This window comes from Pseudonocardia sp. P-1 (assembly GCF_058111925.1).
In genome coordinates, this window is the sequence record NZ_CM176614.1 from 5431178 (window position 1) to 5452332 (window position 21155).

Below are 21155 nucleotides of genomic sequence, written 5' to 3' on the forward strand. Positions count from 1 at the left end.
GCTGCTCAAGGTCCGCGTCCGGCTGCCCGACGAGTCCGGTGCGCTGGCCCGGCTGACCGCGGCCGTCGCCGAGGTCGGCGGCAACATCCTGTCGCTGTCGGTGCACGGCCGCGACGCGGGCACCGTCGTCGACGAGATGCTCGTCGGCGGCGGGGTGACCGCGGACCGGCTGTCGCGGGTGATCCGGCGACGGCTGCGCGGGTCCGGCCCGGACACCGTGCAGGTCACCCCGGCCGACCCGCACGAGCTGGTCGACGGACCCACCCGGGCGCTCGACCTCGTGGCCGCCGCCCGCGGCCGCGACGGGCTGTTCGACGGCCTCGCCGCGCTCCTGCACGCCGACGAGGTCGGCACCGGCCCGGTCGCGGCCGGGACGCACGTCCTGGAGCTCACCGCCCCGGCCGGCCCGCCGGTGCTGGCGGCCCGGGAGTGGGCGCCGTTCACCGTCACCGAGCGGGCCCGCGGCGAGGCGTTCCTGCGGGCGGGCGCGGCGACCCCGCCGCCCCGGGCGACGGTGCTGCTGCCCGGCGGGGCCGAGCTCGTCGCGGAACCCGCGGCGGGGGAGGAGACCGCCGAGCTCGACGTGCTGCTGCGGACCTGCCTGGCCGGGGAACCGGCCGTGGACTGGACGGCCGCCGACCTCGCGGGGCTGCTGGCGCCCGTCGCCGGACCGGCGCTGCTGCTGCGCACCGCCGCCGGCGACCTGGTCGGCGTGGCCGCGCTGCTCGGCACCGACACCGGCGTGCCCGAGCCCGTCGTGGTGCTCCACCCGTGTCTGCGCGGGGCGGGCGTCGGCCGGTGGCTGCGCGGTCGGCTGGACTCCGGGGTCGCCGCCTAACCTGCGGGGGTGCCCGACCACGCCCCGCACGACCCCGCCCCGCACGACCCCGCCCCGCACGACCCCGCCCCGCACGACCCCGCCCCGGACGACCACGCCCTGTCCGACCGCAGCGGACCCCGTGCCGACCCCGGTGAGCCGGGCCCCGGCGGGCTCCCCGACGACTGGGAGGCCTGGCGCGGCCGGGTCGACCTCGACGACTACGACCGCAGGTGGGCGGCGATGGCCGCGGCCGGGGAGAACCCGCACGGCGAGGCCGACCTGGTCTGCGCGCTGCGCGGGGACGGCCCCGTCCTCGACGGCGGCTGCGGCACCGGCCGCGTCGCGATCGAGCTGGACCGGCGCGGCGTCGCGGTCGTCGGCGTCGACCCGGACCCGGACATGATCGCCGCGGCGCGGGCCAAGGCGCCCGCGCTGCGCTGGGTCACCACCGGCCTGGAGACCCTGGACCTGCCCGAGCGGTTCGGGCTGGTCGTGCTGGCGGGCAACGTGATCCCCTACGCCGAGGACCGCGTGGGGGTGGTCGCGGGCTGTGCCCGGCACCTGCGTCCGGGCGGCCTGCTGCTGGCCGGGTTCGCCGCGCAGCCGGGCTGGCCCACCCCCGACGACCACGACGCCTGGTGCGCCTCCGCCGGGCTCGACCCGGTCGCGCGGTGGTCCACCTGGGACCGTGCACCCTGGTCCGGCGGCGACTACGTGGTCGCCCTGCACCGCCGCGCCTGACCCGGGCGGCTCAGGGCCGGTCGGGAACCCGGCAGAGGACCTCACCGTGCGGGATGACGATCCAGCCGTCGGGGTGCGCCGCCCACTCCCGCCACGCCGCGGAGATCCCGTCCAGCTCGGACTCCCCGGCCAGCCCGCGCTCGACGGCCATCCGGCCGACGCCGGTGTGGATGCGGTCGGCCCACATCCCGCCCCAGGCGGCGCGGGCCTGCGGGGTCGCGTGGCACCAGACCGACGCCGACGGCGTCACCTCGGTGAATCCGGCCGCGTGCGCCCAGCCGAGCAGCCGTCGTCCGGCGTCGGGCTCGGCGTCGTTGCCGCGGGCGACGGCCCGGTAGAGCTCCAGCCAGCGGTCCAGCCGCGGGTCGTGCGGCCACCAGTGGAACCCGGCGTAGTCGGCGTCGCGGGCGGCGACCAGGCCGCCCGGCCGGGCGACCCGGCCCATCTCGCGCAGCACCGCGACCGGGTCGGACACGTGCTGGAGCACCTGGTGGGCGTGCACGACGTCCCAGGTGTCGTCCGGGTCGGACAGGGCGTAGCCGTCGTCGACGGCGAACTCCACCTCCAAGCCGCGGGCGGCGGCACCGGCGCGGGCCTGCTCCAGCGGTCCGGGCACCACCTCGACGCCGCGGACCCGGCCGGGCGCGACCCGCTCGGCCAGGTCCGCGGTGATGCTGCCGGGGCCGCAGCCGACGTCGAGCAGGCTGGTGCCGGGCGTGAGCCGGTCCAGCAGGTAGGCGCACGAGTCCTCCGCGGTGCGGGCCGCGTGCGACCGGACGACGACGCCCGGATGACCGTGGGTGTAGGTGTCGCGGGGCACGGGGTCAGCCTGGCACGGCGTTCAGCCGGGCACGCGGCGGATCCGGATCGGGCCCTTGGCCGTCGACGGGTCCACGACCCGGCCGGACTGCACGATCTCGACGCGTCCGGCGTCGACGAGCCGGCGCGCGGCCATCCGCGCCGGCTCCATGAGGTCGCGCCAGCCGTCGGGGTCGACGGCGCGGGCCGCCTCGGACGGGCAGATCGTCGCCCCGCCCCGGCGCCGGTCGAGGAGCCCGGTGATCGCCGACTCCAGCTCGGTGTCGACCGGGCGGACCTTGCGCCTGCGGCAGCCCTGGGAGCAGTAGCGCACCTGCTCCCAGTCGTCGGCCCACTTCTTCCGCCACTCGATCCGCCGCCCGCAGACCACGCAGCTCTTCTCCTCCACGACCGCCATGGTCGTCCCGCCCGCGGCGCTCCGCTCGCCGAGAATTATCAGGTGCCTTATTCTCAAGGCGTGGCGCGGGTGGGGAAGCGGGTACGGCAGTGGCTGGTCTTCGTGCACGTCGCGGTGTCGGTGGGGTGGATGGGCGCGGGCGCGGCGAACGTCGTGCTCGCCGGCGTCGCGCTGGGCGCGGACCCGGCCACGGCGGCCGCCGCGTACCGGTTCGTCGACGTCGTCGACTGGTGGCTGGTCATCCCGCTGGCGTTCGCGGCGCTGGTCAGCGGGGTGGTCGTCGCGCTCGTGAGCCCGTGGGGCCTGACCCGGTACTGGTGGGTGCTGGTCAAGCTGGTGCTGACCGTCGCGGTGATCGTGTGGAGCACCCTGGCGGTGGGGGTGTGGGTGGAGCAGAGCGTGGTGGCGTTCGCGGCGGGGGACTCCACGAGCCCGGTCGGGCGGGCCCTCGTCACCGGCGCGGCGCTGAACATCGCCGCGTTCCTGTTCATGACCTGGGCCTCGGTCGCGACGCCGTGGGGCCGCACCCCGTGGGCACCGGCGCGGCGTCGCGCCGGGCGGGCCGCCGCGGCCCGGACCCCGGCCTGAGCAGCGCCCCGGGCCGCGGCACCGCCGGGCCGGGGGTCAGCTGCGGGCGAGCACGGCCGCGTCGAGCGCCTCGCGCATGGCGGCCTCCGGACCGGGACGTCCGGTCATGAGCTCGACCTGCGCGACCGCCTGCTGCAGCAGCATCTCCAGGCCGGACACGATCCGCGCCCCGGCCGCCGCCGCGCCGCCCGCGACCACCGTCGGCCACGGCGCGTAGACGGCGTCGAGCAGTACGGTCCCCGGCCGCCAGCGCGCACCGGCCAGTGCGTCGGCCGCCCCCGCCGGGAGGGTGGAGACGACCGCGTCGGCGCCCTCGAGCAGCCGCGCCGCGGCGGGCGGGTCGGTGAGCACCGCGTGCACCGTCACCTCGGTGCCGAGCCGCTCGGCCGTCCCGCGCAGCGCAGAGGTCCGCCCCGCGTCGCGGACCAGGACGTCGACGGCGTCGACCTCCATGTCGTGCAGCGCGGCGACGGCGGCCTGCGCGGTACCGCCCGCCCGAGCACCACGGCGCGCCCGCCCCCCGCGCCCGCGGCGCGCAGCGAGCGCGCGATGCCGGTGACGTCGGTGTTGTGCGCGGTCGCACCGGTGCCCTCGAACACCAGGGTGTTGCCGGCGCCGATCGCGGCCGCCCCCGGTGCGACGTGGTCGGCGACGTCGAGCAGCACCCGCTTGAGCGGCATCGTCAGCGACAGCCCCGCCCACTCCGGGCCGAGCCCGGCGACGAACCCGGCCAGACCCGCCTCGTCGACCTCGTGCCGGTCGTAGTGCCAGCCGGTCAGCCCGAGCGCGGTGTAGGCGGCGTTGTGCAGCGCGGGCGAGAGCGAGTGGGCGATCGGGGAACCGAGGACGGCGGCGCGGCGGACGGGGGACGTGCTCATCCGAGCAGTATCCCGTGGCGGCTCAGACCGCCCGCGACGGCTCCCGCTGCGCGGCCCCCACGGTGCGCCGGGCCCGCGCCCAGCTCCACCAGCCGTGCACGACCAGCCCGGCGAACACGACGTAGACCGCGGCGGAGAACCACAGCCCCGAGGCCAGCTGCAGCGGCACGCCGACGGCGTCGACCAGCAGCCAGATCACCCAGAACTCGATGAACCGCAGACCCTGGGCGAGGAACGCGACCGCGGTGCCGACGAAGATCGCGGCGTCCGGCCAGGGCGCCCAGCTGGCGTCGAGCGCCTCGAGGACCAGTGCCATCACGACGGTGCCGCCGACGAGCAGCCCGACCAGCCCGAGCCGCTGCGCGGTGCTCGCCTGGCGCACCGCGAGGCCGTAGACCGGGTCGCGCCTGCGCAGCCACGCGACGAGCCCGAACACCGAGATGGCCAGCACGATGACCTGCCGGAACGCGAGCCCGCCCAGGTGCGCCGAGGCGTAGACGGTGAACAGCAGCACGCAGGCCGCCATCTGCACCGGCCAGGTCGCGAGGCTGCGCCGGCGCGCCAGGAACACCACGGCGATGGCGCCGATCTGCCCGACGAGCTCGGCCCACGACACGAACTGCCCGAACGCGGTCAGCCCGTGGTGCAGCAGGAGGTCCACGACGGTCCCCTTCCCGGACGCGGCGGGCGCGCCCCGTGTCAGCAGACAACGACGGGGCCGGCCCCGCCCATCCCCACCCGGTCCGGTGTGAGCGGACCCACACCGGCCTCGGACCGGCTGGACGCCGAGCCGGTCGCGGCGCACCCGGGTGACCGCACGGCTGTCGACCGGCACCACGACGACGTCGTGCGGGTCGACTCCGCACCGCACCGGCTTCACCGTCCGCCCCCATGGCGACGACGGTTCGCCACCGGGTGGGAGGCTGCACCGTGTGGGTGGTTCGGAGCGCACGGTCCTGATCCTGGGTGGTCGCAGCGAGATCGGGCTGGAGGTCGCCGAACGGCTCGCCGCCGGGGACACCGACACGGTCGTGCTGGCCGCGCGCCGCCCCGGGGCGCTGACCGCTGAGGCGGCCCGGGTCCGGGCCGCGGGCGCCACGGTGGACACCGTCGCCTTCGACGCCGACGACCTCGCAGGCCACCGCCCGCTACTCGACGACGTGACGGCGCGCCACGGCCGGATCGACGTCGCCGTCGTCGCGTTCGGGATCCTCGGCGACCAGGCCCGCGCCGAGACCGACGCCACGCACGCCGCCGCGATCGTGCACACCGACTACCTCGCCCAGGTGCACCTGCTCACCGAGCTGGCCCAGGTGCTGCGCGCGCAGGGGAGCGGGACGCTGGTCGTCTACTCCTCGGTGGCCGGCGTGCGGGTGCGGCGCGCCAACTACGTCTACGGCAGTGCCAAGGCCGGGCTCGACGGGTTCGCCTCCGGCCTGGCCGACGCGCTGCACGGGACCGGGGTGCGGCTGGTGCTGATCCGCCCGGGGTTCGTCGTCGGCCGGATGACCGAGGGGATGAGCCCGGCGCCGCTGTCGTCGACGCCCGCGCAGGTCGCCGACGCGACGGTGCGCGCGGTCCGGCGGGGGCGGGGCAACGCCGACGTCTGGGTGCCCGGCACCCTGCGGCTGCTGTTCCTCGGGCTGCGGATGCTGCCCCGCGCCGTCTGGCGTCGGATGCCCCGTTAGCGACACGGTCTACAGGCGGACGGTGTCCCGCGATCTGCGTGTGGCACTTCCCCTGGAGTGACCGGGCTCATATCGTCGCGCGCATCCTGTTGGACGACGACGTCTGAGGTGAACCACCGTGGGACACACCCGTGGAGCAATCGTCCGGAGTGCTCCGGGCAAGTACGAGGTCGTCGACCTCGAACTCGACGAGCCGCGCGCCGGCGAGATCGAGGTCAAGATGGTCGCGTCGGGGCTGTGCCACTCCGACGACCACATCGCCACCGGGGACATCCCGGTCGGGACCTACCCGTTCGCCGGTGGCCACGAGGGCTCCGGCATCGTCACCCGCGCCGGGGCCAACAAGAAGGGCCTCAAGGAGGGCGACCACGTCGTCTTCTCGTTCCTGCCCTCCTGCGGGCACTGTCGCTGGTGCGCCAGCGGCATGCAGAACCTCTGCGACCTCGGCGCGGGCCTGCTCGCCGGCACTCGCTGGGAGGAGCCCACCACCCGCCTGCGGCTCGCCGACGACGGCACCCCCGTCGGCCAGATGTGCGGCATCTCGACCTTCTGCGAGACCACCCTGGTCTCCGAGGACTCCTGCGTGAAGGTCCCCGACGACATCCCGCTCGAGGTCGCCTGCCTCGTCGGCTGCGGCGTCGGCACCGGCTGGGGCTCCGCGGTCAACGCCGGCGGCGTGCAACCGGGCCACACCACGATCGTCATGGGCATCGGCGGCATCGGGATCAACGCGGTCCAGGGTGCCTCGCACGCGGGCGCGGCGAACATCATCGCCGTCGACCCGGTCGCGCTGAAGCGTGAGAAGGCCCAGGAGCTCGGCGCCACGCACGCGGTGGAGACGATGGAGGAGGCCACCGAGATCGCGAAGCAGTTCACCAACGGTCAGGGCGCCGACCAGACCATCGTGACCGTCGGCGTCGTCAAGCCCGACCACGTCGGGCAGGCGATGGCCTCGATCCGCAAGGCGGGCACCGTCGTCGTCACCGCGCTCGGTGACATCAACTCCACCGAGCCGCTGCCGGTGTCGCTGGCCGACGTCACCCTGTTCCAGAAGCGCATCCAGGGCGCGATGTTCGGCATGTCCAACCCGAACTGGGACATCCTGCGCCAGCTGGAGCTCTACCGCGCCGGCGCGCTGAAGCTCGACGAGCTGGTCACCACCACCTACACACTGGACCAGGTCGCGACGGCCTACGAGGACATGCACGCGGGCAAGAACATCCGGGGCGTCATCCGCTACTGAGCACTGGCAGGCTCCGGGGCATGGTCTACGTACTCGACGGACACAACGACCTGCCCTGGGCGCTGCGCGAGCTCTCCGGCGGCGACCCGGCGCGCGAGCCGGACGTCGCCGCCGGGGACCCGCGGCTGCACACCGACCTCCCGCGGCTGCGGGCCGGCGGGGTCGGCGCCCAGTTCTGGTCGGTCTACGTACCCGGCGAGCTGGGCCACGACGAGGCCGTCACCGCGGTGCTCGACCAGGTGGACCGGGTGCGGCGGCTGCTCGCCGCCCACCCGGACGCCCTGGCGTTCGCCGACACCGCCGACGACGTCGACGCCGTCGTCGGCTCCGGGCGGGTCGCCTCCCTGATGGGGGCGGAGGGCGGGCACTGCATCGCCGACTCCCTCGCCGTGCTGCGGGTCCTGCGCGGGCTCGGGGTCCGCTACCTGACCCTGACCCACAACCTGAACAACAACTGGGCCGACTCGGCCACCGACACGCCCCGCCTCGACGGGCTGTCGGAGTTCGGCCGCGGGGTCGTCGCCGAGATGAACCGCATCGGCATGATCGTCGACCTCTCGCACGTCGCTCCGGCGACGATGCACCAGGCCCTCGCCGTCACCACCCGGCCGGTGCTGTTCACCCACTCCGGCGCCCGCGCCGTCACCGACCACCCGCGCAACGTGCCCGCCGACGTGCTGGAGGCGCTGCCCGGCAACGGCGGCGTGGCCATGGCGACGTTCGTGCCGCGCTTCGTCTCCGCCGCCGTGACCGAGTGGGACCAGCGGCTGGGGGAGGCGATGGCCGACGCCGGGGCCGACCACCGCGACCTCGCCGCCCGCAACCGGTTCGTCGAGACCTGGGACGGGCCCGTGCAGCCGCGCGCCACCCTCGCCGACGTCGTGGCGCACGTCGAGCACCTGCGCGAGGCCGCGGGCATCGACCACGTCGGCATCGGCGGGGACTACGACGGCACCACCGACCTGCCCGACGAGCTCTCCGACGTGTCCACCTACCCGCGCCTGCTCGACGCACTCGCCGACCGCGGATGGAGCACGGAGGACCTGGCGAAGCTGGCCCACCGCAACGCGTTGCGGGTGCTGCGCGACGCCGACGCCTGAGCGGCCCGGCAGGGGGTCACGGCGTCCCGGCGGGGCGCGGGCCGGCCAGGGCCGTCGCCGCCGACGCCGCGATCCGCAGCGAGCCGACCGCCGTCGGGTGGAACGGGTCGGGGGTGGCGAGCCCCATGATGTCCGGCGGCATCCGGTCGCGGTCCGGGTCGCACAGCGGTGCCAGGGCGGGCGCGGCGGTGCCGAACCCGAAGCGGGCGGCGCCGTCGGCCAGCACGTCGTTGAGCCGGCGGTTCCGCTCGGCGAGCAGGTCGAGCTTGGCCTGGTCCAGACCCGGGGTGCCGGCCGGGCCGCGCATGTCCGCGCAGGTCGGGTCGAACCGGGCCGGGAACGGGTCGTAGGACAGGGTGACCACCACCCGCGGGCGCCCCGGCAGCGTGTCGAGGTCGGTGAACAGGGCGCCGACGTCACGGGCGAACCCGGCGAGGCGGGACTCGAACTCGCCGTCGGAGAGCCGGTCGTCGCAGGTGGCGAGGCCGTAGCAGTACAGCAGGAAGTCCGACCAGGCCAGGTCGTTCGGGCCGACCGCGACGACCACCCACTGCAGGTTCCGGACCTGCTTGAGCCGCCCGACCTGGGGGTCGACGGTGACGCCCTCGCGCAGCTGCGGCCCGCGCAGCCCGGTTGCGACGCCCGCCCCGGCGCAGGCCAGGTTCAGGACGTCCTCGCCGCGCAGCCGGGCCAGCTCGGCGGCGGTGGAGTCGGTGCTGCGCCCGCAGGCGCGGTCCTCGGGGGTGACGGTGCCGTCGTCCTGCCGCAGTGGCGGGCCGCCGATCCGGGCCGCGCGGGAGTCCCCGATCACCGCGCCCGCGACCCCGGTGACCGCGGGCCCGACCGGCGACGGGGTGACCGTCGCCGCCCCGACCAGGTCGGTGAGCGAGGTGACCCGCCCCAGACCGGTGAGGGTGCCGTGCAGCGCGGCGACCCCGGCGCCCGCCCACAGCAGCACCGAGGCGGTCACCGCGACGACGGTCATCCGCCCGATCGGCCCGGCCAGGTCGTCCCAGTGCACCGGCCGGTACCGGCGGGTGCGGGTCCTGCGCAGCGCCAGCAGCAGCCGTGCGGTCGCCGTCAGCCCGCTGCCCAGCAGCGCGACCAGCACCATGCCCGCGGCGCCCCAGAGGTACCAGGTCACGAACCCCTCACCGAGGTCGCGGACCGCGTCGCCCGCGCCGTCGACCGTGTGCGGGCCCAGCACCGGGCCGTTGTCGGCGGGCCGCTTCAACGGCCCGATCGACAGCCGCGGCCGGATCGGACCCCACACCTGCACGGTCGTGAGGTCGAACTCGGCGTTGCCGAGCTGGGCGATCTGCGCGGGCCCCGACAGCGTCAGGGGCGGCACCCGGGCGCCCACGCCGACGTCCTGGCCGAACACCTCGACGTGGTTCTCCGGCGTCAGCAGGATCACCAGCGGGACGCCGACGACGGCGATCAGCCCGAGCAGCGCCAGTGTGGGCAGCGACCGGGCCTCACGCAGCAGCGCGCGGGGCCAGGACCGGGAGGTGGGACGGGCGGCCACCGTCAGTGTGCGGGGCGGGACACGGGGTGGTGGGGCACGGCCCCATGGTGGCCCGGGGGAGGGGCCGGAGTCACGGACGTCGTGGGGTGGCGTCGGACTCCCCGGCGGTGGCTCCCGGTGGGTGGCTCCCCGGCGCGCGGCCGCGCCGTGTCAGGCTCCCGGGCTCCCCGGCGCCCGGGTCCCCCGCAGCCGCGGGGCGAGCCGCGCCGCCGTGACGGCGCCGGGGCCGTCCCGGTCGACGTCGTCCGCGAGGGCGTCCGCGTGCCCGACCAGCCCGTCGAGGTCCAGCCCGGCCGGGACGGCGACGTCGAGCACCCGCCACAGCCGGATGCCCTCCGCGCCGCGGCGCAGCAGCGCGACGGCGCCGCGGGCGTTGCCGCGCTGGGCGTGGGTCAGCCCGACCGCGAGCTGCGCCAGCGCCCGCCACAGGTCGCGGGTGTCGTCGCCCGCGTCCTTCCAGGCACCCTCGAGGATCTCGTGGGCGTTGAAGGGCAGGCCCGAGTCGAGCAGGCGCTGGGCCTCGGTGACGGCGTCGGCGGGGGAGAGCACCAGGTCCTCGGGCACCCGCTCGACGCCGGGTGCGCCGTGCGGGAGCGGACGCCCGGCGGCGTCGCGGGGGCGGGCGTTGCGGGCACGGCCCCGGTCGTCGCGGTCGCGGGAACGGGTCATGGCTGCGAGGGTGCCAGCTCGCCGGTTAGCGTGCGTCATGATCACCGAACTGTTCGACGTCCGCGGCAGGGTGGCCGTGGTCACCGGCGGCACCAGCGGCATCGGCCGCATGATCGCGGGCGGTCTCGCCGAGGCCGGGGCGCGGGTCTACGTGTCCAGCCGCAAGGCCGACGCCTGCGCCGAGACCGCCGCGGAGATCGGCGGCACCGGCATCGCCGCGGACCTGTCGTCGGAGGACGAGTGCGTCCGGCTGGCCGCCGAGGTCGGGGAGCGTGAGGAGCGGGTGCACCTGCTCGTCAACAACGCGGGCGCGACCTGGGGTGCGCCGCTGGAGGACTTCCCGGCGCACGCCTGGGACAAGGTGCTCGACCTCAACCTGAAGGCGCCGTTCTTCCTGACCCGGGCGTTCCTTCCGCTGCTGGAGGCCGCCGGGTCGGCCGAGGACCCGGCCCGGGTGATCAACATCGGCAGCATCGACGGGCTGCGCGTCCCCGAGCTGCCGAACTACAGCTATTCGGCCAGCAAGGCCGGGGTGCACCAGCTGACCCGGGTGCTGGCCCGCGACCTCGCCGGCCGCGGGATCACCGTGAACGCGATCGCGCCGGGGCCGTTCCCGTCGCGGATGATGCGCGCCACGCTGGAGGCGGCGGGCGACGAGATCGCCGACTCCACCCCGCTCGGACGCCTGGGCAGACCGTCGGACGTCGTCGGGGCGACGCTGTTCCTGGCGGGGGCCGCCGGGTCCTACGTGACCGGCGCGGTGCTGCCGGTCGACGGGGGGATCTGGACGACGCGCTGACCCGGCGCCGCACACCGTCGCTCAGCCCGACTGGAGCGGGCCGAGCTCGGTGGTGAACCGGTCGAGGAACCCCGGCCAGTCCGCCACCGGCCCGGTCGGGCGCACCACGAACTTGGTGAGGCCGCCGTCGGCGTGCCGGCGGACCAGCTCGGCGACGCCGTCCCAGCCGTCGCCGACGATGTCGCGCCAGTCCGCATCCGGGCGTTGGGCCCCGGCCAGCGCGCGGGCGGGCCCGGGGTCCGCGCCGGGCGGGGCGACCCACAGGTTGGTGCCGTAGTGGTCGTCGTCGATCGTGCGGCCGGCGTCGCGGGCGGCGGTCTCGATGATCCCGCGGGCCCGGGCGGTCTCGGCGGGGGTGAGGAAGCTGGCGAGCCAGCCGTCGGCGAGCCGCCCGGCGCGCCGGAGCCCGGCGTCGGCGCGTCCGCCCAGCCACAGGTCGAGCGGGGCGGCCGGGCGGGGGAGGACGGCGGCGTCGTCGAGGGTGAAGAACTCGCCGTGGTGGGTCACGGAGTCCTCGGTGAGCAGCCGGCGCAGCACGACCAGCGACTCCTCGAACACCGCGCCGCGCCGGCCCGGTACGGGGTGCAGCTGCCGGTCGCAGGGCTGGGCGGCCTGCAGTCCGAACACCGGCAGGATCCGCCGGGGCGCGAGCACGGCCAGCGACGCGAGCTCGGAGGCGAGCAGCATCGGGTTGCGCCCGGGCAGCACCGTGACGCCGGTGCCGACCTTCAGGGTGCGGGTGCGCGCCGCGGTCCAGGTGCTGCCGACCATCGGGTCGACCACCGACTTCGACGCGATGTCGGCCAGCCACAGCGAGTCGACCGCGGAGGCGTCGAGGGCGTGGAGCAGCTCCCCGAACTCGTCGGCGAAGGTGGGCAGGTCGCGGACCCCGACGAGGCCGAGACCGATGCGGACCGTGCCGTGCGGGGAGTCGACCACTCACTCACCGTAGGTGATCGGTCACTCGTCCGGGAACGTTCAGTCCGACTCGAGCGGCCCCAGCTCGGCGACGAACTCGTCGAGGAACCGGGCCCAGTCCCGCGCCGGAGCGGCGGGGCGCACCACGAACTTGGTCAGCCCGCCCTCGACGTGGCGGCGGATCTGCTCGGCGGCGCCGTCCCAGCCGCGGGCGACCAGCTGCTCCGGGTCCGCGTCGGGCCGCTGCTGGGCGGCCCGGTGCAGCGCGTGGTCGGCGGCGGTGCCGGACCCGTCGCCGGGCAGCACGACGGTGACGTTGGTGCCGTAGTGGTCGTCGTCGATCGCCCGGCCGGCATCGCGGGCGGCGGCCTCGATGACGGTGCGGGCACGGGCGGACTCGTCGGGGGTGAGGAAGCTGCCCAGCCAGCCGTCGGCGAGCCGGCCGACCCGGCGCAGCCCGACCTCCGCGCGACCGCCCAGCCACAGGTCGAGCGGGCGGGCCGGGCGCGGCGCGACGGTCGCGTCGTCGAGGGTGAAGAACTCGCCGTGGTGGGTCACCGACTCCTCGGACAGCAGCCGTCGCAGCACCACGAGGGACTCCTCGAACACCGCCGCCCGGGTACCGGGGACGGGGAACAGCTGGCGCTCCGACGGCGTCGCCGCCCGGATGCCGAACGCGGGCAGGATCCGCTTCGGCGCCAGCACCGCCAGTGACGCGAGCTCGGCCGCGAGCAGCATCGGGTTGCGGCCGGGCAGGATCGTGACGCCGGTGCCGACCTTGAGCGTCCGGGTCCGGGCGGCCGCCCAGGTGGTGCCGACCAGCGCGTCGACCCCGGGGGCGGAGACGAGGTCGGGCAGCCACAGCGAGTCGACGCGCGCGCGTTCGAGGGCGTCGACGAACTCGTCGAACTCCGAGCCGGGGTCGGTGGCGCGCAGCCCCACCGAGCCGACGCCGATGCGGACCTTGCCGTGCGGGGACGTCACCACGGCGGTCGACGCTACCCCGCGTCAGCGCCCCCGGCGCGGGTCGCGACCGCTGTTGCCGAGCGCCCGGTGGAACGCCGGTGCGTCCTCCGGGACGGGGACGACCGGCCCGAACAGGCCCTCCCGGGACGCCTCCTGGCCGGGTGCGGACATCGCGGTGGTGAACTCCAGGACGGCGGCGACGGCGCCGTCGTCGGGGGTGAACGGGCGTCCGGTCGCGGCGGCGAGGTCCCAGCCGTGCAGGACCAGCTCGTCGAGGGCGATGACCCCGGCGACGTCCGCGGGCAGGTCCATCCCGCCCACCGCGGTGAACCCCTCCCAGGCGGCCGGCTCGCGCCAGGCCTGCGCCAGTGCGCCGAGCCGGGCCGGGACCGCGGTCCGCCAGTCCGCGACGAGGTGCGCGGCGTCGGCGCTCGGTGCGGTACCCGCGGCCTCGGGGGACTTCTGTGCCGCGACCCGGAACGCCCACGCCAGACCGTGCAGGTGGTCGAGCAGGGCGGCGACGGTCATGCCGTCGCAGGGGGTCGGGTCGTGGAGCTGGTCGTCGCGGACACCGGTGACGACGTCGGCGACGGCGCGGGCGGTCGGGGCGAGATCGAGCACGGGTGCCACCTCCGGTCGGGTCGGCGCCCCACGGTCGCGGGGCCCTGCCTGCTCCGACCGGCCACGGTGCGGGAACTCATCGCACCGCGTGTCTTTCGACACCCGGTAGAAGGTGGTGCGGCGGATACGGCAGAGTGGACTCCGACGTCCCGCCCGCCTGGAGGAAGCACCCGTCATGAACGACCCGACCCTCGTCGCCAAGGCCTTCCGGGTCGTGGCGGTCGCCGAGGCGCTGTCCTGGACCGGCCTGCTGATCGGCATGTTCTTCAAGTGGGTGCTGGCCACCACCGAGGTCGGGGTGCAGGTCATGGGGCCGATCCACGGGGCGCTGTTCGTCGCCTACGTGCTGGTCACGCTGTGGACCGCCCGGCTGTTCCGGTGGGACCTGCGCACCACCGTGATCGGTCTGCTCGCCAGCATCCCGCCGCTGACGACGATCTGGTTCGAGCGGCGCGCCGGGGCCACCGGCCGCCTCGACCCGGCCCGCGGCCGGCCCGTCGTCGGCTGAGTCCTCCCGGATTCCCGTGCCGCTCTTGACGGTAGAGGTAAGCCTAGGCTAACTTCAGTTCGTCGCTTCGTGGTGGGAGCGGCGCGTCAGTTCGGGAGACACGGCCCGGCCGCATCGACCACAGCGGCCGGGCCGTCCCGCGTTCCGGGGTCCGTGCGGGTGCCGTGTCGCCGGTGCTGCGCCTCGGTGTCCATGTCCCCGGTGTCGCGGCGCCCCCGGCGGGTACGGCGGGGTCACGAGCGTCGGCTCGGGTCTGCTCGCGCGCCACGGCACGGCCGGCCCGCCGGTCGTTCGGGAACGCTGTCGGGGAATCCGGTGGAGGCCGTTGACAACATAGGTAAGCCTTGGCTAAGTTCCACGTGTCGCTTCGTGGTGGGAGCGGCGCGTCAGTTCGGGACGAGGGCCCGGTCGCTCGACCACGGCGACCGGGCCCTCACATTTCTCCGGCTCGGTCTTCGCCTGGGGCGGGCTTCCGGATCAACCACAGACGCAGTCCCAGTCCTGCACCCATGGCGATGGCGAGCACTACGACGTAGAACCCCGTGTCGGCGAGGCCGCCACCCACCCACCAGTGGGCGGCCCCGGCGACGACCACGAACAGTGGCAGCAGCAGCAGTGCGCGAAGGGTCTCCGCACGATCCCGCTCGGGCGTCACGTGCGTCCCGTACCGCCGTCGGCCGATCGCCCGCGCGACCAGCCACACGGCGAACAGGGCCACCACCAGTACGAGCACGGCACCGGACCAGGTCGCCCCGGATGCGTCCCGCAGTCCGAGCGGGCGGCCCAGCAGGGTGACCATGCCGAGTCCCCCGGCGACCACCACCGCCTGCAGCTCCAGGCAGCGCCGTCGCAGCTGCACCAGCTCCGCGCGCTCGTCGGTCTCGTTCCTGATCTGCTCCTGCGACGTGCGCAGGGCCGTCCACGGACTACGCATCCCGGCCTCCCGTCTGCGGTGCGTCACGTCGGGCACGGATCCCGTCGGCCTCCGCGGTGGGCAGCGCGAACAGCTGCTCCACCGGGGTGTCGAGCACCACCGCCAGTCGCAGCGCGACCGCGGTCGACGGGTTGTATCCGCCGGCCTCGATCTCGACCACGGTCTGGCGGCTCACGCCGACCAGTTCGCCCAGGCGTCGCTGGGTCAGGCCCGCCCGGCGTCGCGCGGTGGCGACGTCGGATCGCACGTCGGCGGAGAGCCTGCCCATACGACAAGTCTACCCGACACAAGTCGCGTCTACCCGACACAAGTCGCGTCTACCCGACACAAGTCGCGTCTACCCGACGCAAGTCGGGCCCACCCGGTTCCTCACGCGTCCGGGTGGGCCAGCGCCTCGTACACCGGCCGCAACGCGTCGGTCAGCTGCCCGCCGCCGGCCCGCAGCGACGGCTCGGGCACCTGGTCCAGCACCGCGCCCGGCTCGGTGTCCGGCGGCCGCGGGGGAGCGGACCCCGCCGCGCCCTCCCAGAAGCCGTCCAGCAGGTCCGCCAGCGGCGCCGGACCGGCCGGGGCGGACGGGCCGTCGCCGCTGTCACGCTCGGCCCGCAACCGCTCCAGCAGCGCGTCCCGGTCGCGTCCGCGCAGCGTGAGCAGGGTGAACGGATCGGTGTCGCAGCGCTCGGCGAGCACGTAGAACACCGCGGCCAGGTGCTTGCACGGCACCGTGAGGTCCGGGCACGAGCAGTCCTGCGACAGGTCGGCGCCCGCGGCCGGGAACAACGACAGCTCCAGGCCGTCGAGCAGCTCCTCGATCTCCGGGGGCACGGTCCCCGACAGCAGGGCCGCGGTGTACCAGGCGTCGGCGGCCAGGGCCTGCTCCACGCGCCGCCACTGCGTCTTGTCCCAGACCCGCAGCCCGATCCGGACCCGGTACGGCTGCGGCCGGGTGCCCTGCACCAGCGCGACCACGGCGCCCGCGTCGACGTCGAGGGACACGATCTGCCCCGACCGGGCGTAGCTGCGGCCACGCGAGAGCCGCCCGCCGACGCCGAGCTGCTCCAGCACCGCCAGGAACCGCGCCGACCACCAGGTCCGGGCGACCGCGCCCGCCGCCGCGTGGATCCGGATCCCGCCCTCGACGCGGCGCGGCGGCCCACCGGTGAAGTCCTCCTGCGCCCAGAACGGCCGGTCACTCATCGGCGTCCCCCGTCTCCTCGTCGAGGTCGGCCACCGCGTCCGAGCCGAGCGCGAACACCGCACGCAGCTCGGAGGTCGACAGCGACGTCAGCCAGTCCTCTCCGCCGGTCACCACCATGTCCGACAGCGACCGCTTCGCCGTGACCAGGTCCTCGATCCGCTCCTCGACCGTCCCCGGGCAGACGAACCGGCGCACCTGCACCGCGCGCCGCTGCCCGATCCGGAACGCCCGGTCGGTGGCCTGGTCCTCCACCGCCGGGTTCCACCACCGGTCCAGGTGGATCACGTGGTTCGCCGCGGTGAGCGTGAGCCCGGTGCCGCCCGCGCGCAGCGAGAGCAGGAACAGCGACGGCCCCTCCCCGGACTGGAACCGGGCGACCATCTCGTCGCGCCGCTTCTTCGGGGTGCCGCCGTGCAGGTAGAGCACCTCGGTGTCGAACCGTGCCGACAGGTGCGGGCGCAGCATCGCGGCGAACTCGGTGTACTGGGTGAACAGCAGCGCCCGGTCCCCGGCGGCGAGCACCGGTTCCAGGATCTCCTCCAGCCGGGCGACCTTGCCCGAGCGGTGCCGCCCGCCGCTGCGGTGGATCGGGGACCCGTCGTGCAGCAGCTGCGCGGGGTGGTTGCAGACCTGCTTGAGCTTGCTCATCGCGGCCAGCACGTTGCCGCGGCGCTCGATGCCGTCGCTGCCCTCGATCTTCTCCATCATGTCGTCGACGACGGTCCGGTACAGCGACGCCTGCTCCCGGGTGAGCCGGTGGTCGGCCACGATCTCGATCTTCTCGGGGAGGTCGTCGATCACCGTGGGGTCGGTCTTGACCCGCCGCAGCAGGTAGGGCCGGGTGATCCGGCGCAGGGTGCGGGCCGTCCCGGCGTCGCGGTGGCGCTCGATCGGCACCGCGAACCGCTGCCGGAACACCTCCGGCACCCCGAGGACGCCGGGGTTGAGGAAGTCCATCACCGACCACAGCTCGGCCAGCCGGTTCTCCATCGGGGTGCCGGTCAGCGCGACCCGGTGGCCGGCGTCGAACGACCGCATCGTGCGCGACGCCGCGGCGTGCGCGTTCTTGATCAGCTGGGCCTCGTCGAGGACGAGGCGGTGGAACCGCCACGCCCGCAGGTCCTCGGCGTCGCGGGTCGCGGTCGCGTACGTGGTGACGACGAGGTCGGCCTCGCCGAGCCGGGCGTGCAGGGCCTCGCCGCGCGGGCGGGCGGCCCCGTGGTGGGCGTGCACCCGCAGGCCGGGTGCGAACGTCGCGGCCTCCCGCTGCCAGGTGCCGACCATCGACATCGGGCACACGATCAGGGTCGGGGCGCCGGTCGGCCCGCCGGACCGGTCGTGGGCCTCCAGGGCCAGGAGCTGGACGGTCTTGCCCAGCCCCATGTCGTCGGCCAGGCACGCCCCCAGGCCCAGCGACGACAGGAACGCCAGCCACGCCACCCCGCGCTCCTGGTAGGGGCGCAGCGTCGCGGTGAACCCCGGCGGCGCCGGCACCGGTGTGAGCGTCCGCTCGGCGGTGCCCTCCAGCAGCGCCCCGAGGTGCCCGCGGGCGGACACGTCGGTCACCGGGAGCGGGGCGCCCGCGTCGCCACGGGCCGCGGCCAGCACCTCGCCGACGGTGGGCGGCCGGTCCCGGTGGCGACGCAGGAAGTCCAGCCCCTGGGCCAGTGCCTGGGCGTCGACGGCGACCCAGCGCCCGCGCAGCCGGACCAGCGGCGCCTTCGCCGCCACCAGCGCGGCGATCTCGGACTCGCCCAGCTCCTCGTCGCCGACGGCGAGCGACCAGCGGAACTCCGCCAGCTCGTCACGGCCCAGCCCGCCGCGGGTGATCACCCCCGGCGCCGGGGCCGACGACGTCGAGAGTCGCAGCCCCAGCGGGCGGCGCCCGTCCCACCCGCGCGGGAGCGCCACCCCGAACCCGGCCGACAGCAGCGCGGGCGCGTCCCGGGTGAGGAACCGGTGCGCCCCGGTGACGTCGAGCTCGAGCCCGGTCGGGCGGGCCCGGCGCAGTGCGGGCACGAGCCCGGGCAGGACCTGCGCGGCCCGCCCCAGCTCGGCCAGCAGCACGTCCTGCGCGCCGGAGACCAGGGCGTCGGCCTCCCCGGCCCACACCCCGGCCGCGTCGAACACCAGGCTCGGGTCCTCGGTGGAGCGCAGCGCGAACTGGAGCTCCCACCGGGTGCCGTCGCCGGTCTGGTCGTCGAGGTCCGGGCCGGGGTCGGCCGGGTCGTGCAGTGTGGAGACCTCGGCGAGCCGGAACAGCGCGGTGGCGGCGCCGGGCTGCTCGCGGCCGACGTCGTCCCACGCGGCCAGTGCCTCGCGCAGCACCCGCAGCCCCGCACCGGTCGCGGGCAGGTCCGCCGACGGGCCGGTCAAGGCGTGCAGCAGCGCCGCCGGGGCGTCCGCGCGGGCGGGCAGCGGGACGGGCATCGCGGCGCTGCGCCCCAGCCGCTCGCGGACGGCGGCGTCGGTGAACCGGGCGAGCGCGGCGTCGACCAGGGTGTCCGGGTCCTGCCCGGCGACGTCGCCCGGGCGGCGCTGCTCGGCCCGCGCGACCGGGGGCAGCCGCCGGACCAGGTCGGCGCGGGCGACCGCGTCGAGACCCTGGACGACCGGGCGCCAGCGCGCCGCGGGCCGGCCGGACTCGGTGAGCAGGACCGGCAGCACCCGGCCGCGGGCCGCGAGCTCCTCGGCGAGCCGGGCGAGGTCGGCGAGGTGGGCGAACCCGGCGCCGTAGCGGACCTCGTCGGACGGGTCGGTCAGCTCGGAGGGGTCGACGACGACCGCCGGCACCGTCCACGGCGCCAGCGTCGGCGTGCTCCGGCTCCGGGTGCGTGGCCGGGACCGGACCAGGCCGGGGGAGTCCTGCGGGCCCGACGGGTGCGAGGGCAGCAGCACCGTCACCGACGCCGGCTTGCCCGGATGGATCGCGGCCAGCTCGTCCGACGGCACGGCGAACGGGTGCGGCCGCGCCGTGCGCAGCGACCGGCGGTCGGTGCGGGGTGCGCGCTCGCCGTCCTCCGCCCACAGTAGGACGCCCCGGGTGGGGGAGTGCAGGGCGTGGACGACGAACACACCCCCACGCTAGAGGCGACCCCCGACAGCGACCGCGTGGAGGAGCCCGGCCGCGGCCGCGCACGCCTCGTCGGTGATCACGTGCTCGTCGCCGTCGTCGATCCGCAGGTCGACCCGCGCACCGCCGGCGACCAGAAGCGACGCGGTGTCGGAGACCCGGTGCGCGGGCACCCACGGGTCGTGCGAGATCGACCGCAGCACCGCCGGGGTCGGGGCCAGCGCCCCGGCCGGCGGCGCCGGGACCGGGTCCGGACCGACGAACCCGCCGGTGAACAGCACCAGCCCCGCGCACGGGCGCGGGTCGCGCACCAGCAGGTGGTGCGCGGCCAGGCAGGCGCCCTGGGAGAACCCCCACAGCACCACCCGGTCCCGGCCGACACCGGCGTCGGCGAGCCGGGCCAGCTCGTCGTCGACGATGCCCAGGGCGCGCAGCAGCGCGTCGCGGTTCTCGTCGAACGGCTCCAGGAACGGCTTCGGGTACCAGCTGCCGCCCGGCGCCGGCGGGGCGACGAACCGGGCGGGCACGTCCCCGAACCGGGCCGCGGTGGCCCGCATGTCGTCGGGGTCGCGGCCCCGCCCGTGCAGGGCGAGCACGACCAGCGGCGCGTCCGGATCCCCCCAGGTGGCCATCAGCCCTCGATCGGTTCCAGCTTGGCGAAGATCTCCTCGCGCCGGTGCTCGAACTGCTCGGGCAGCTGGAACCGGGTGCCGAGCTCCTGCGGGGACTCGTCGCAGGTCCAGCCGCCCTCGTCGTGGGTGACGGCCAGCTCGAACAGCGCCCCGCTCGGCGTCCGGACGTAGACGCTCTTGAAGTACTTGCGGTCCTTGAGCTCGGAGATGTCGGTGTAGCCGGCGCCCTCGATGTCGAACTTCACCGCGTCCTGGTTCGCCAGGTCCGACACGTTCCACGCGAAGTGGTGGTAGGTGCCCGCGCCGTAGCGCCAGGTGCCCTGGTCGTCGTGCCGGTTGACGGTGATCTCCAGGTGGTTGCCGACCTTCGCGTCGCCGATCCGCAGGCCGAACACGTCGCCGTCCTCGGCGGGGGCGCCCTGGGCGAAGAACGAGGTGTCGGCGAACTCGACCATCCGGTCCGGGGTGGTCATGTGCACCCCGACGCCGTGGATGCCGTGGATCGCGTGCTCGGCCGACACGCCGTTGCCCTCGTAGCCGCGGCGCGGGTCGGCGGCGTTCGCGACGAACTGGTACTCGATGCCCGACGGGTGGGCGAACGCGAGCCGCCGCTGGTCGAACCGCTCGACGTCGGTGACCTCGACGTCGTGGGCGCGCAGCCGCTGCGCCCAGAAGTCCAGCGAGCCCTCCGGCACCGACAGCAGGACCTCGCGGGCCTGGTTGGTGCCACGGGTGCCGAACTGGCCCGCCTGCGCCCACGGGAACGTGGTGACGACGCTGGACGGGTCGCCGTCGGCGTTGGAGTAGTAGAGGTGGTAGATCGGCAGCGAGCCGTCGAACAGGACGGTGCGCTTGATGAAGCGCATGCCGAGGATCTTCGTGTGGAAGTCGACGTCCTCCTGGGCGCCGGCGACGGACAGGGTCACATGGTGCGAGCCTTCGACATGAGCCACGTGCGCAGACGTTAGGAACGCCGCGGCCGCGGCACATCGCCGACGGGCGCAGACCGCTGTCGTCCGCGTGCACGCCCGCACC

The 21155-nt window shown here is 75.6% G+C and carries 23 protein-coding genes; 7 read left to right on the top strand and 16 right to left on the bottom strand.

Going from position 1 to position 21155, the window contains the following annotated elements; all coding sequences use genetic code 11:
* Positions 1-847: 847 nt before the first annotated feature.
* Positions 848-1561 (top strand): class I SAM-dependent methyltransferase, encoded by a 714-nt coding sequence (locus AC0GKK_RS26515; RefSeq protein WP_489882843.1) that lies wholly within the window; start codon positions 848-850, stop codon positions 1559-1561.
* Between the two features lie 10 nt (positions 1562-1571).
* On the opposite strand, the gene AC0GKK_RS26520 is transcribed toward AC0GKK_RS26515, so the two are convergent.
* Together AC0GKK_RS26520 and AC0GKK_RS26525 are read right to left on the bottom strand one after the other, a co-directional pair.
* Entirely contained in the window at positions 1572-2381 is an 810-nt protein-coding gene (locus AC0GKK_RS26520) for a methyltransferase domain-containing protein (RefSeq protein ID WP_482637676.1), read from the bottom strand.
* Between the two features lie 21 nt (positions 2382-2402).
* Positions 2403-2768 carry a DUF2256 and DUF3253 domain-containing protein gene (locus AC0GKK_RS26525; protein ID WP_238590033.1) on the bottom strand — a complete coding sequence of 122 codons (366 nt, stop codon included), beginning with the start codon at positions 2766-2768 and terminating at the stop codon, positions 2403-2405.
* Positions 2769-2837: 69 nt separating this feature from the next.
* Between AC0GKK_RS26525 and AC0GKK_RS26530 the strand changes: the two genes are divergently transcribed.
* Positions 2838-3365 (top strand): hypothetical protein, encoded by a 528-nt coding sequence (locus tag AC0GKK_RS26530; protein WP_208819165.1) that lies wholly within the window; start codon positions 2838-2840, stop codon positions 3363-3365.
* Between the two features lie 36 nt (positions 3366-3401).
* On the opposite strand, the gene AC0GKK_RS26535 is transcribed toward AC0GKK_RS26530, so the two are convergent.
* Genes AC0GKK_RS26535 through AC0GKK_RS26545 form a run of 3 tightly spaced genes read right to left on the bottom strand, consistent with a single transcriptional unit; the run spans position 3402 to position 4904 of the window.
* Positions 3402-3818 (bottom strand): hypothetical protein, encoded by a 417-nt coding sequence (locus tag AC0GKK_RS26535; protein ID WP_489882844.1) that lies wholly within the window; start codon positions 3816-3818, stop codon positions 3402-3404.
* Entirely contained in the window at positions 3728-4243 is a 516-nt protein-coding gene (locus tag AC0GKK_RS26540; protein ID WP_489882845.1) for a hypothetical protein, read from the bottom strand. Before AC0GKK_RS26540 ends, AC0GKK_RS26535 begins: the two co-directional genes overlap by 91 nt.
* Before the next feature lie 22 nt (positions 4244-4265).
* Complete coding sequence (locus AC0GKK_RS26545) at positions 4266-4904, bottom strand: nicotinamide mononucleotide transporter family protein (protein WP_226357436.1); 639 nt, start codon at positions 4902-4904, stop codon at positions 4266-4268.
* 271 nt (positions 4905-5175) lie between these two features.
* Between AC0GKK_RS26545 and dprE2 the strand changes: the two genes are divergently transcribed.
* From dprE2 to AC0GKK_RS26560, 3 genes are all read left to right on the top strand, one after another.
* Positions 5176-5931 carry a decaprenylphospho-beta-D-erythro-pentofuranosid-2-ulose 2-reductase gene (dprE2, locus tag AC0GKK_RS26550; RefSeq protein WP_482637674.1) on the top strand — a complete coding sequence of 252 codons (756 nt, stop codon included), beginning with the start codon at positions 5176-5178 and terminating at the stop codon, positions 5929-5931.
* A gap of 118 nt (positions 5932-6049) precedes the next feature.
* Positions 6050-7174, top strand: a complete 1125-nt coding sequence (locus AC0GKK_RS26555) for an NDMA-dependent alcohol dehydrogenase (protein WP_482637673.1) — start codon at positions 6050-6052, stop codon at positions 7172-7174.
* Between the two features lie 20 nt (positions 7175-7194).
* Positions 7195-8274 (top strand): dipeptidase, encoded by a 1080-nt coding sequence (locus tag AC0GKK_RS26560; protein ID WP_482637672.1) that lies wholly within the window; start codon positions 7195-7197, stop codon positions 8272-8274.
* 16 nt (positions 8275-8290) lie between these two features.
* On the opposite strand, the gene AC0GKK_RS26565 is transcribed toward AC0GKK_RS26560, so the two are convergent.
* Together AC0GKK_RS26565 and AC0GKK_RS26570 are read right to left on the bottom strand one after the other, a co-directional pair.
* Entirely contained in the window at positions 8291-9802 is a 1512-nt protein-coding gene (locus AC0GKK_RS26565) for a GDSL-type esterase/lipase family protein (protein ID WP_482637671.1), read from the bottom strand.
* Between the two features lie 150 nt (positions 9803-9952).
* Positions 9953-10471, bottom strand: a complete 519-nt coding sequence (locus AC0GKK_RS26570; RefSeq protein WP_489882846.1) for a DUF309 domain-containing protein — start codon at positions 10469-10471, stop codon at positions 9953-9955.
* Positions 10472-10508: 37 nt separating this feature from the next.
* Between AC0GKK_RS26570 and AC0GKK_RS26575 the strand changes: the two genes are divergently transcribed.
* The gene (locus AC0GKK_RS26575) at positions 10509-11270 is read left to right on the top strand and encodes an SDR family oxidoreductase (RefSeq protein WP_489882847.1); all 762 of its coding nucleotides are present in this window, start codon (positions 10509-10511) and stop codon (positions 11268-11270) included.
* 21 nt (positions 11271-11291) lie between these two features.
* Here the strand turns inward: AC0GKK_RS26575 and AC0GKK_RS26580 are convergent, their stop codons facing one another.
* Genes AC0GKK_RS26580 through AC0GKK_RS26590 form a run of 3 tightly spaced genes read right to left on the bottom strand, consistent with a single transcriptional unit; the run spans position 11292 to position 13775 of the window.
* On the bottom strand, positions 11292-12209 hold the full coding sequence (locus AC0GKK_RS26580) for a TIGR03854 family LLM class F420-dependent oxidoreductase (protein WP_405416750.1): 918 nt from the start codon (positions 12207-12209) through the stop codon (positions 11292-11294).
* Positions 12210-12248: 39 nt separating this feature from the next.
* On the bottom strand, positions 12249-13175 hold the full coding sequence (locus tag AC0GKK_RS26585) for a TIGR03854 family LLM class F420-dependent oxidoreductase (protein ID WP_405416751.1): 927 nt from the start codon (positions 13173-13175) through the stop codon (positions 12249-12251).
* A 21-nt stretch (positions 13176-13196) separates the two neighbouring features.
* The gene (locus AC0GKK_RS26590; RefSeq protein ID WP_405416752.1) at positions 13197-13775 is read right to left on the bottom strand and encodes a TIGR03086 family metal-binding protein; all 579 of its coding nucleotides are present in this window, start codon (positions 13773-13775) and stop codon (positions 13197-13199) included.
* Between the two features lie 175 nt (positions 13776-13950).
* Here AC0GKK_RS26590 and AC0GKK_RS26595 point away from each other — a divergent pair, with 175 nt between their 5' ends.
* On the top strand, positions 13951-14283 hold the full coding sequence (locus AC0GKK_RS26595; protein ID WP_208819174.1) for a DUF3817 domain-containing protein: 333 nt from the start codon (positions 13951-13953) through the stop codon (positions 14281-14283).
* Positions 14284-14716: 433 nt separating this feature from the next.
* Here the strand turns inward: AC0GKK_RS26595 and AC0GKK_RS26600 are convergent, their stop codons facing one another.
* The 6 genes from AC0GKK_RS26600 to AC0GKK_RS26625 all read right to left on the bottom strand — a co-directional run bounded on the left by AC0GKK_RS26600 (position 14717) and on the right by AC0GKK_RS26625 (position 21046).
* Positions 14717-15217, bottom strand: a complete 501-nt coding sequence (locus AC0GKK_RS26600) for a hypothetical protein (protein WP_482637665.1) — start codon at positions 15215-15217, stop codon at positions 14717-14719.
* Positions 15210-15485, bottom strand: a complete 276-nt coding sequence (locus AC0GKK_RS26605; RefSeq protein ID WP_208819176.1) for a helix-turn-helix transcriptional regulator — start codon at positions 15483-15485, stop codon at positions 15210-15212. Before AC0GKK_RS26605 ends, AC0GKK_RS26600 begins: the two co-directional genes overlap by 8 nt.
* A 101-nt stretch (positions 15486-15586) precedes the next feature.
* Positions 15587-16414: an SWIM zinc finger family protein gene (locus AC0GKK_RS26610; protein WP_489882848.1), complete on the bottom strand. Its 828-nt coding sequence runs from the start codon at positions 16412-16414 to the stop codon at positions 15587-15589.
* Positions 16407-19490: an SNF2-related protein gene (locus AC0GKK_RS26615; protein WP_489882849.1), complete on the bottom strand. Its 3084-nt coding sequence runs from the start codon at positions 19488-19490 to the stop codon at positions 16407-16409. Before AC0GKK_RS26615 ends, AC0GKK_RS26610 begins: the two co-directional genes overlap by 8 nt.
* A 9-nt stretch (positions 19491-19499) precedes the next feature.
* Positions 19500-20120: an alpha/beta hydrolase gene (locus AC0GKK_RS26620; protein ID WP_251782310.1), complete on the bottom strand. Its 621-nt coding sequence runs from the start codon at positions 20118-20120 to the stop codon at positions 19500-19502.
* Positions 20120-21046, bottom strand: a complete 927-nt coding sequence (locus AC0GKK_RS26625) for a VOC family protein (RefSeq protein WP_238590031.1) — start codon at positions 21044-21046, stop codon at positions 20120-20122. Before AC0GKK_RS26625 ends, AC0GKK_RS26620 begins: the two co-directional genes overlap by 1 nt.
* Positions 21047-21155 lie beyond the last annotated feature (109 nt).

Coding starts and splice junctions, on each gene's coding strand:
- AC0GKK_RS26535 (WP_489882844.1), bottom strand. CDS start 3,818: ATGGAGGTCGACGCCGTCGACGTCCTGGTCCGCGACGCGGGGCGGACC.
- AC0GKK_RS26540 (WP_489882845.1), bottom strand. CDS start 4,243: ATGAGCACGTCCCCCGTCCGCCGCGCCGCCGTCCTCGGTTCCCCGATC.
- AC0GKK_RS26560 (WP_482637672.1), top strand. CDS start 7,195: ATGGTCTACGTACTCGACGGACACAACGACCTGCCCTGGGCGCTGCGC.
- AC0GKK_RS26570 (WP_489882846.1), bottom strand. CDS start 10,471: ATGACCCGTTCCCGCGACCGCGACGACCGGGGCCGTGCCCGCAACGCC.
- AC0GKK_RS26575 (WP_489882847.1), top strand. CDS start 10,509: ATGATCACCGAACTGTTCGACGTCCGCGGCAGGGTGGCCGTGGTCACC.
- AC0GKK_RS26595 (WP_208819174.1), top strand. CDS start 13,951: ATGAACGACCCGACCCTCGTCGCCAAGGCCTTCCGGGTCGTGGCGGTC.
- AC0GKK_RS26600 (WP_482637665.1), bottom strand. CDS start 15,217: ATGCGTAGTCCGTGGACGGCCCTGCGCACGTCGCAGGAGCAGATCAGG.
- AC0GKK_RS26605 (WP_208819176.1), bottom strand. CDS start 15,485: ATGGGCAGGCTCTCCGCCGACGTGCGATCCGACGTCGCCACCGCGCGA.
- AC0GKK_RS26610 (WP_489882848.1), bottom strand. CDS start 16,414: ATGAGTGACCGGCCGTTCTGGGCGCAGGAGGACTTCACCGGTGGGCCG.
- AC0GKK_RS26620 (WP_251782310.1), bottom strand. CDS start 20,120: ATGGCCACCTGGGGGGATCCGGACGCGCCGCTGGTCGTGCTCGCCCTG.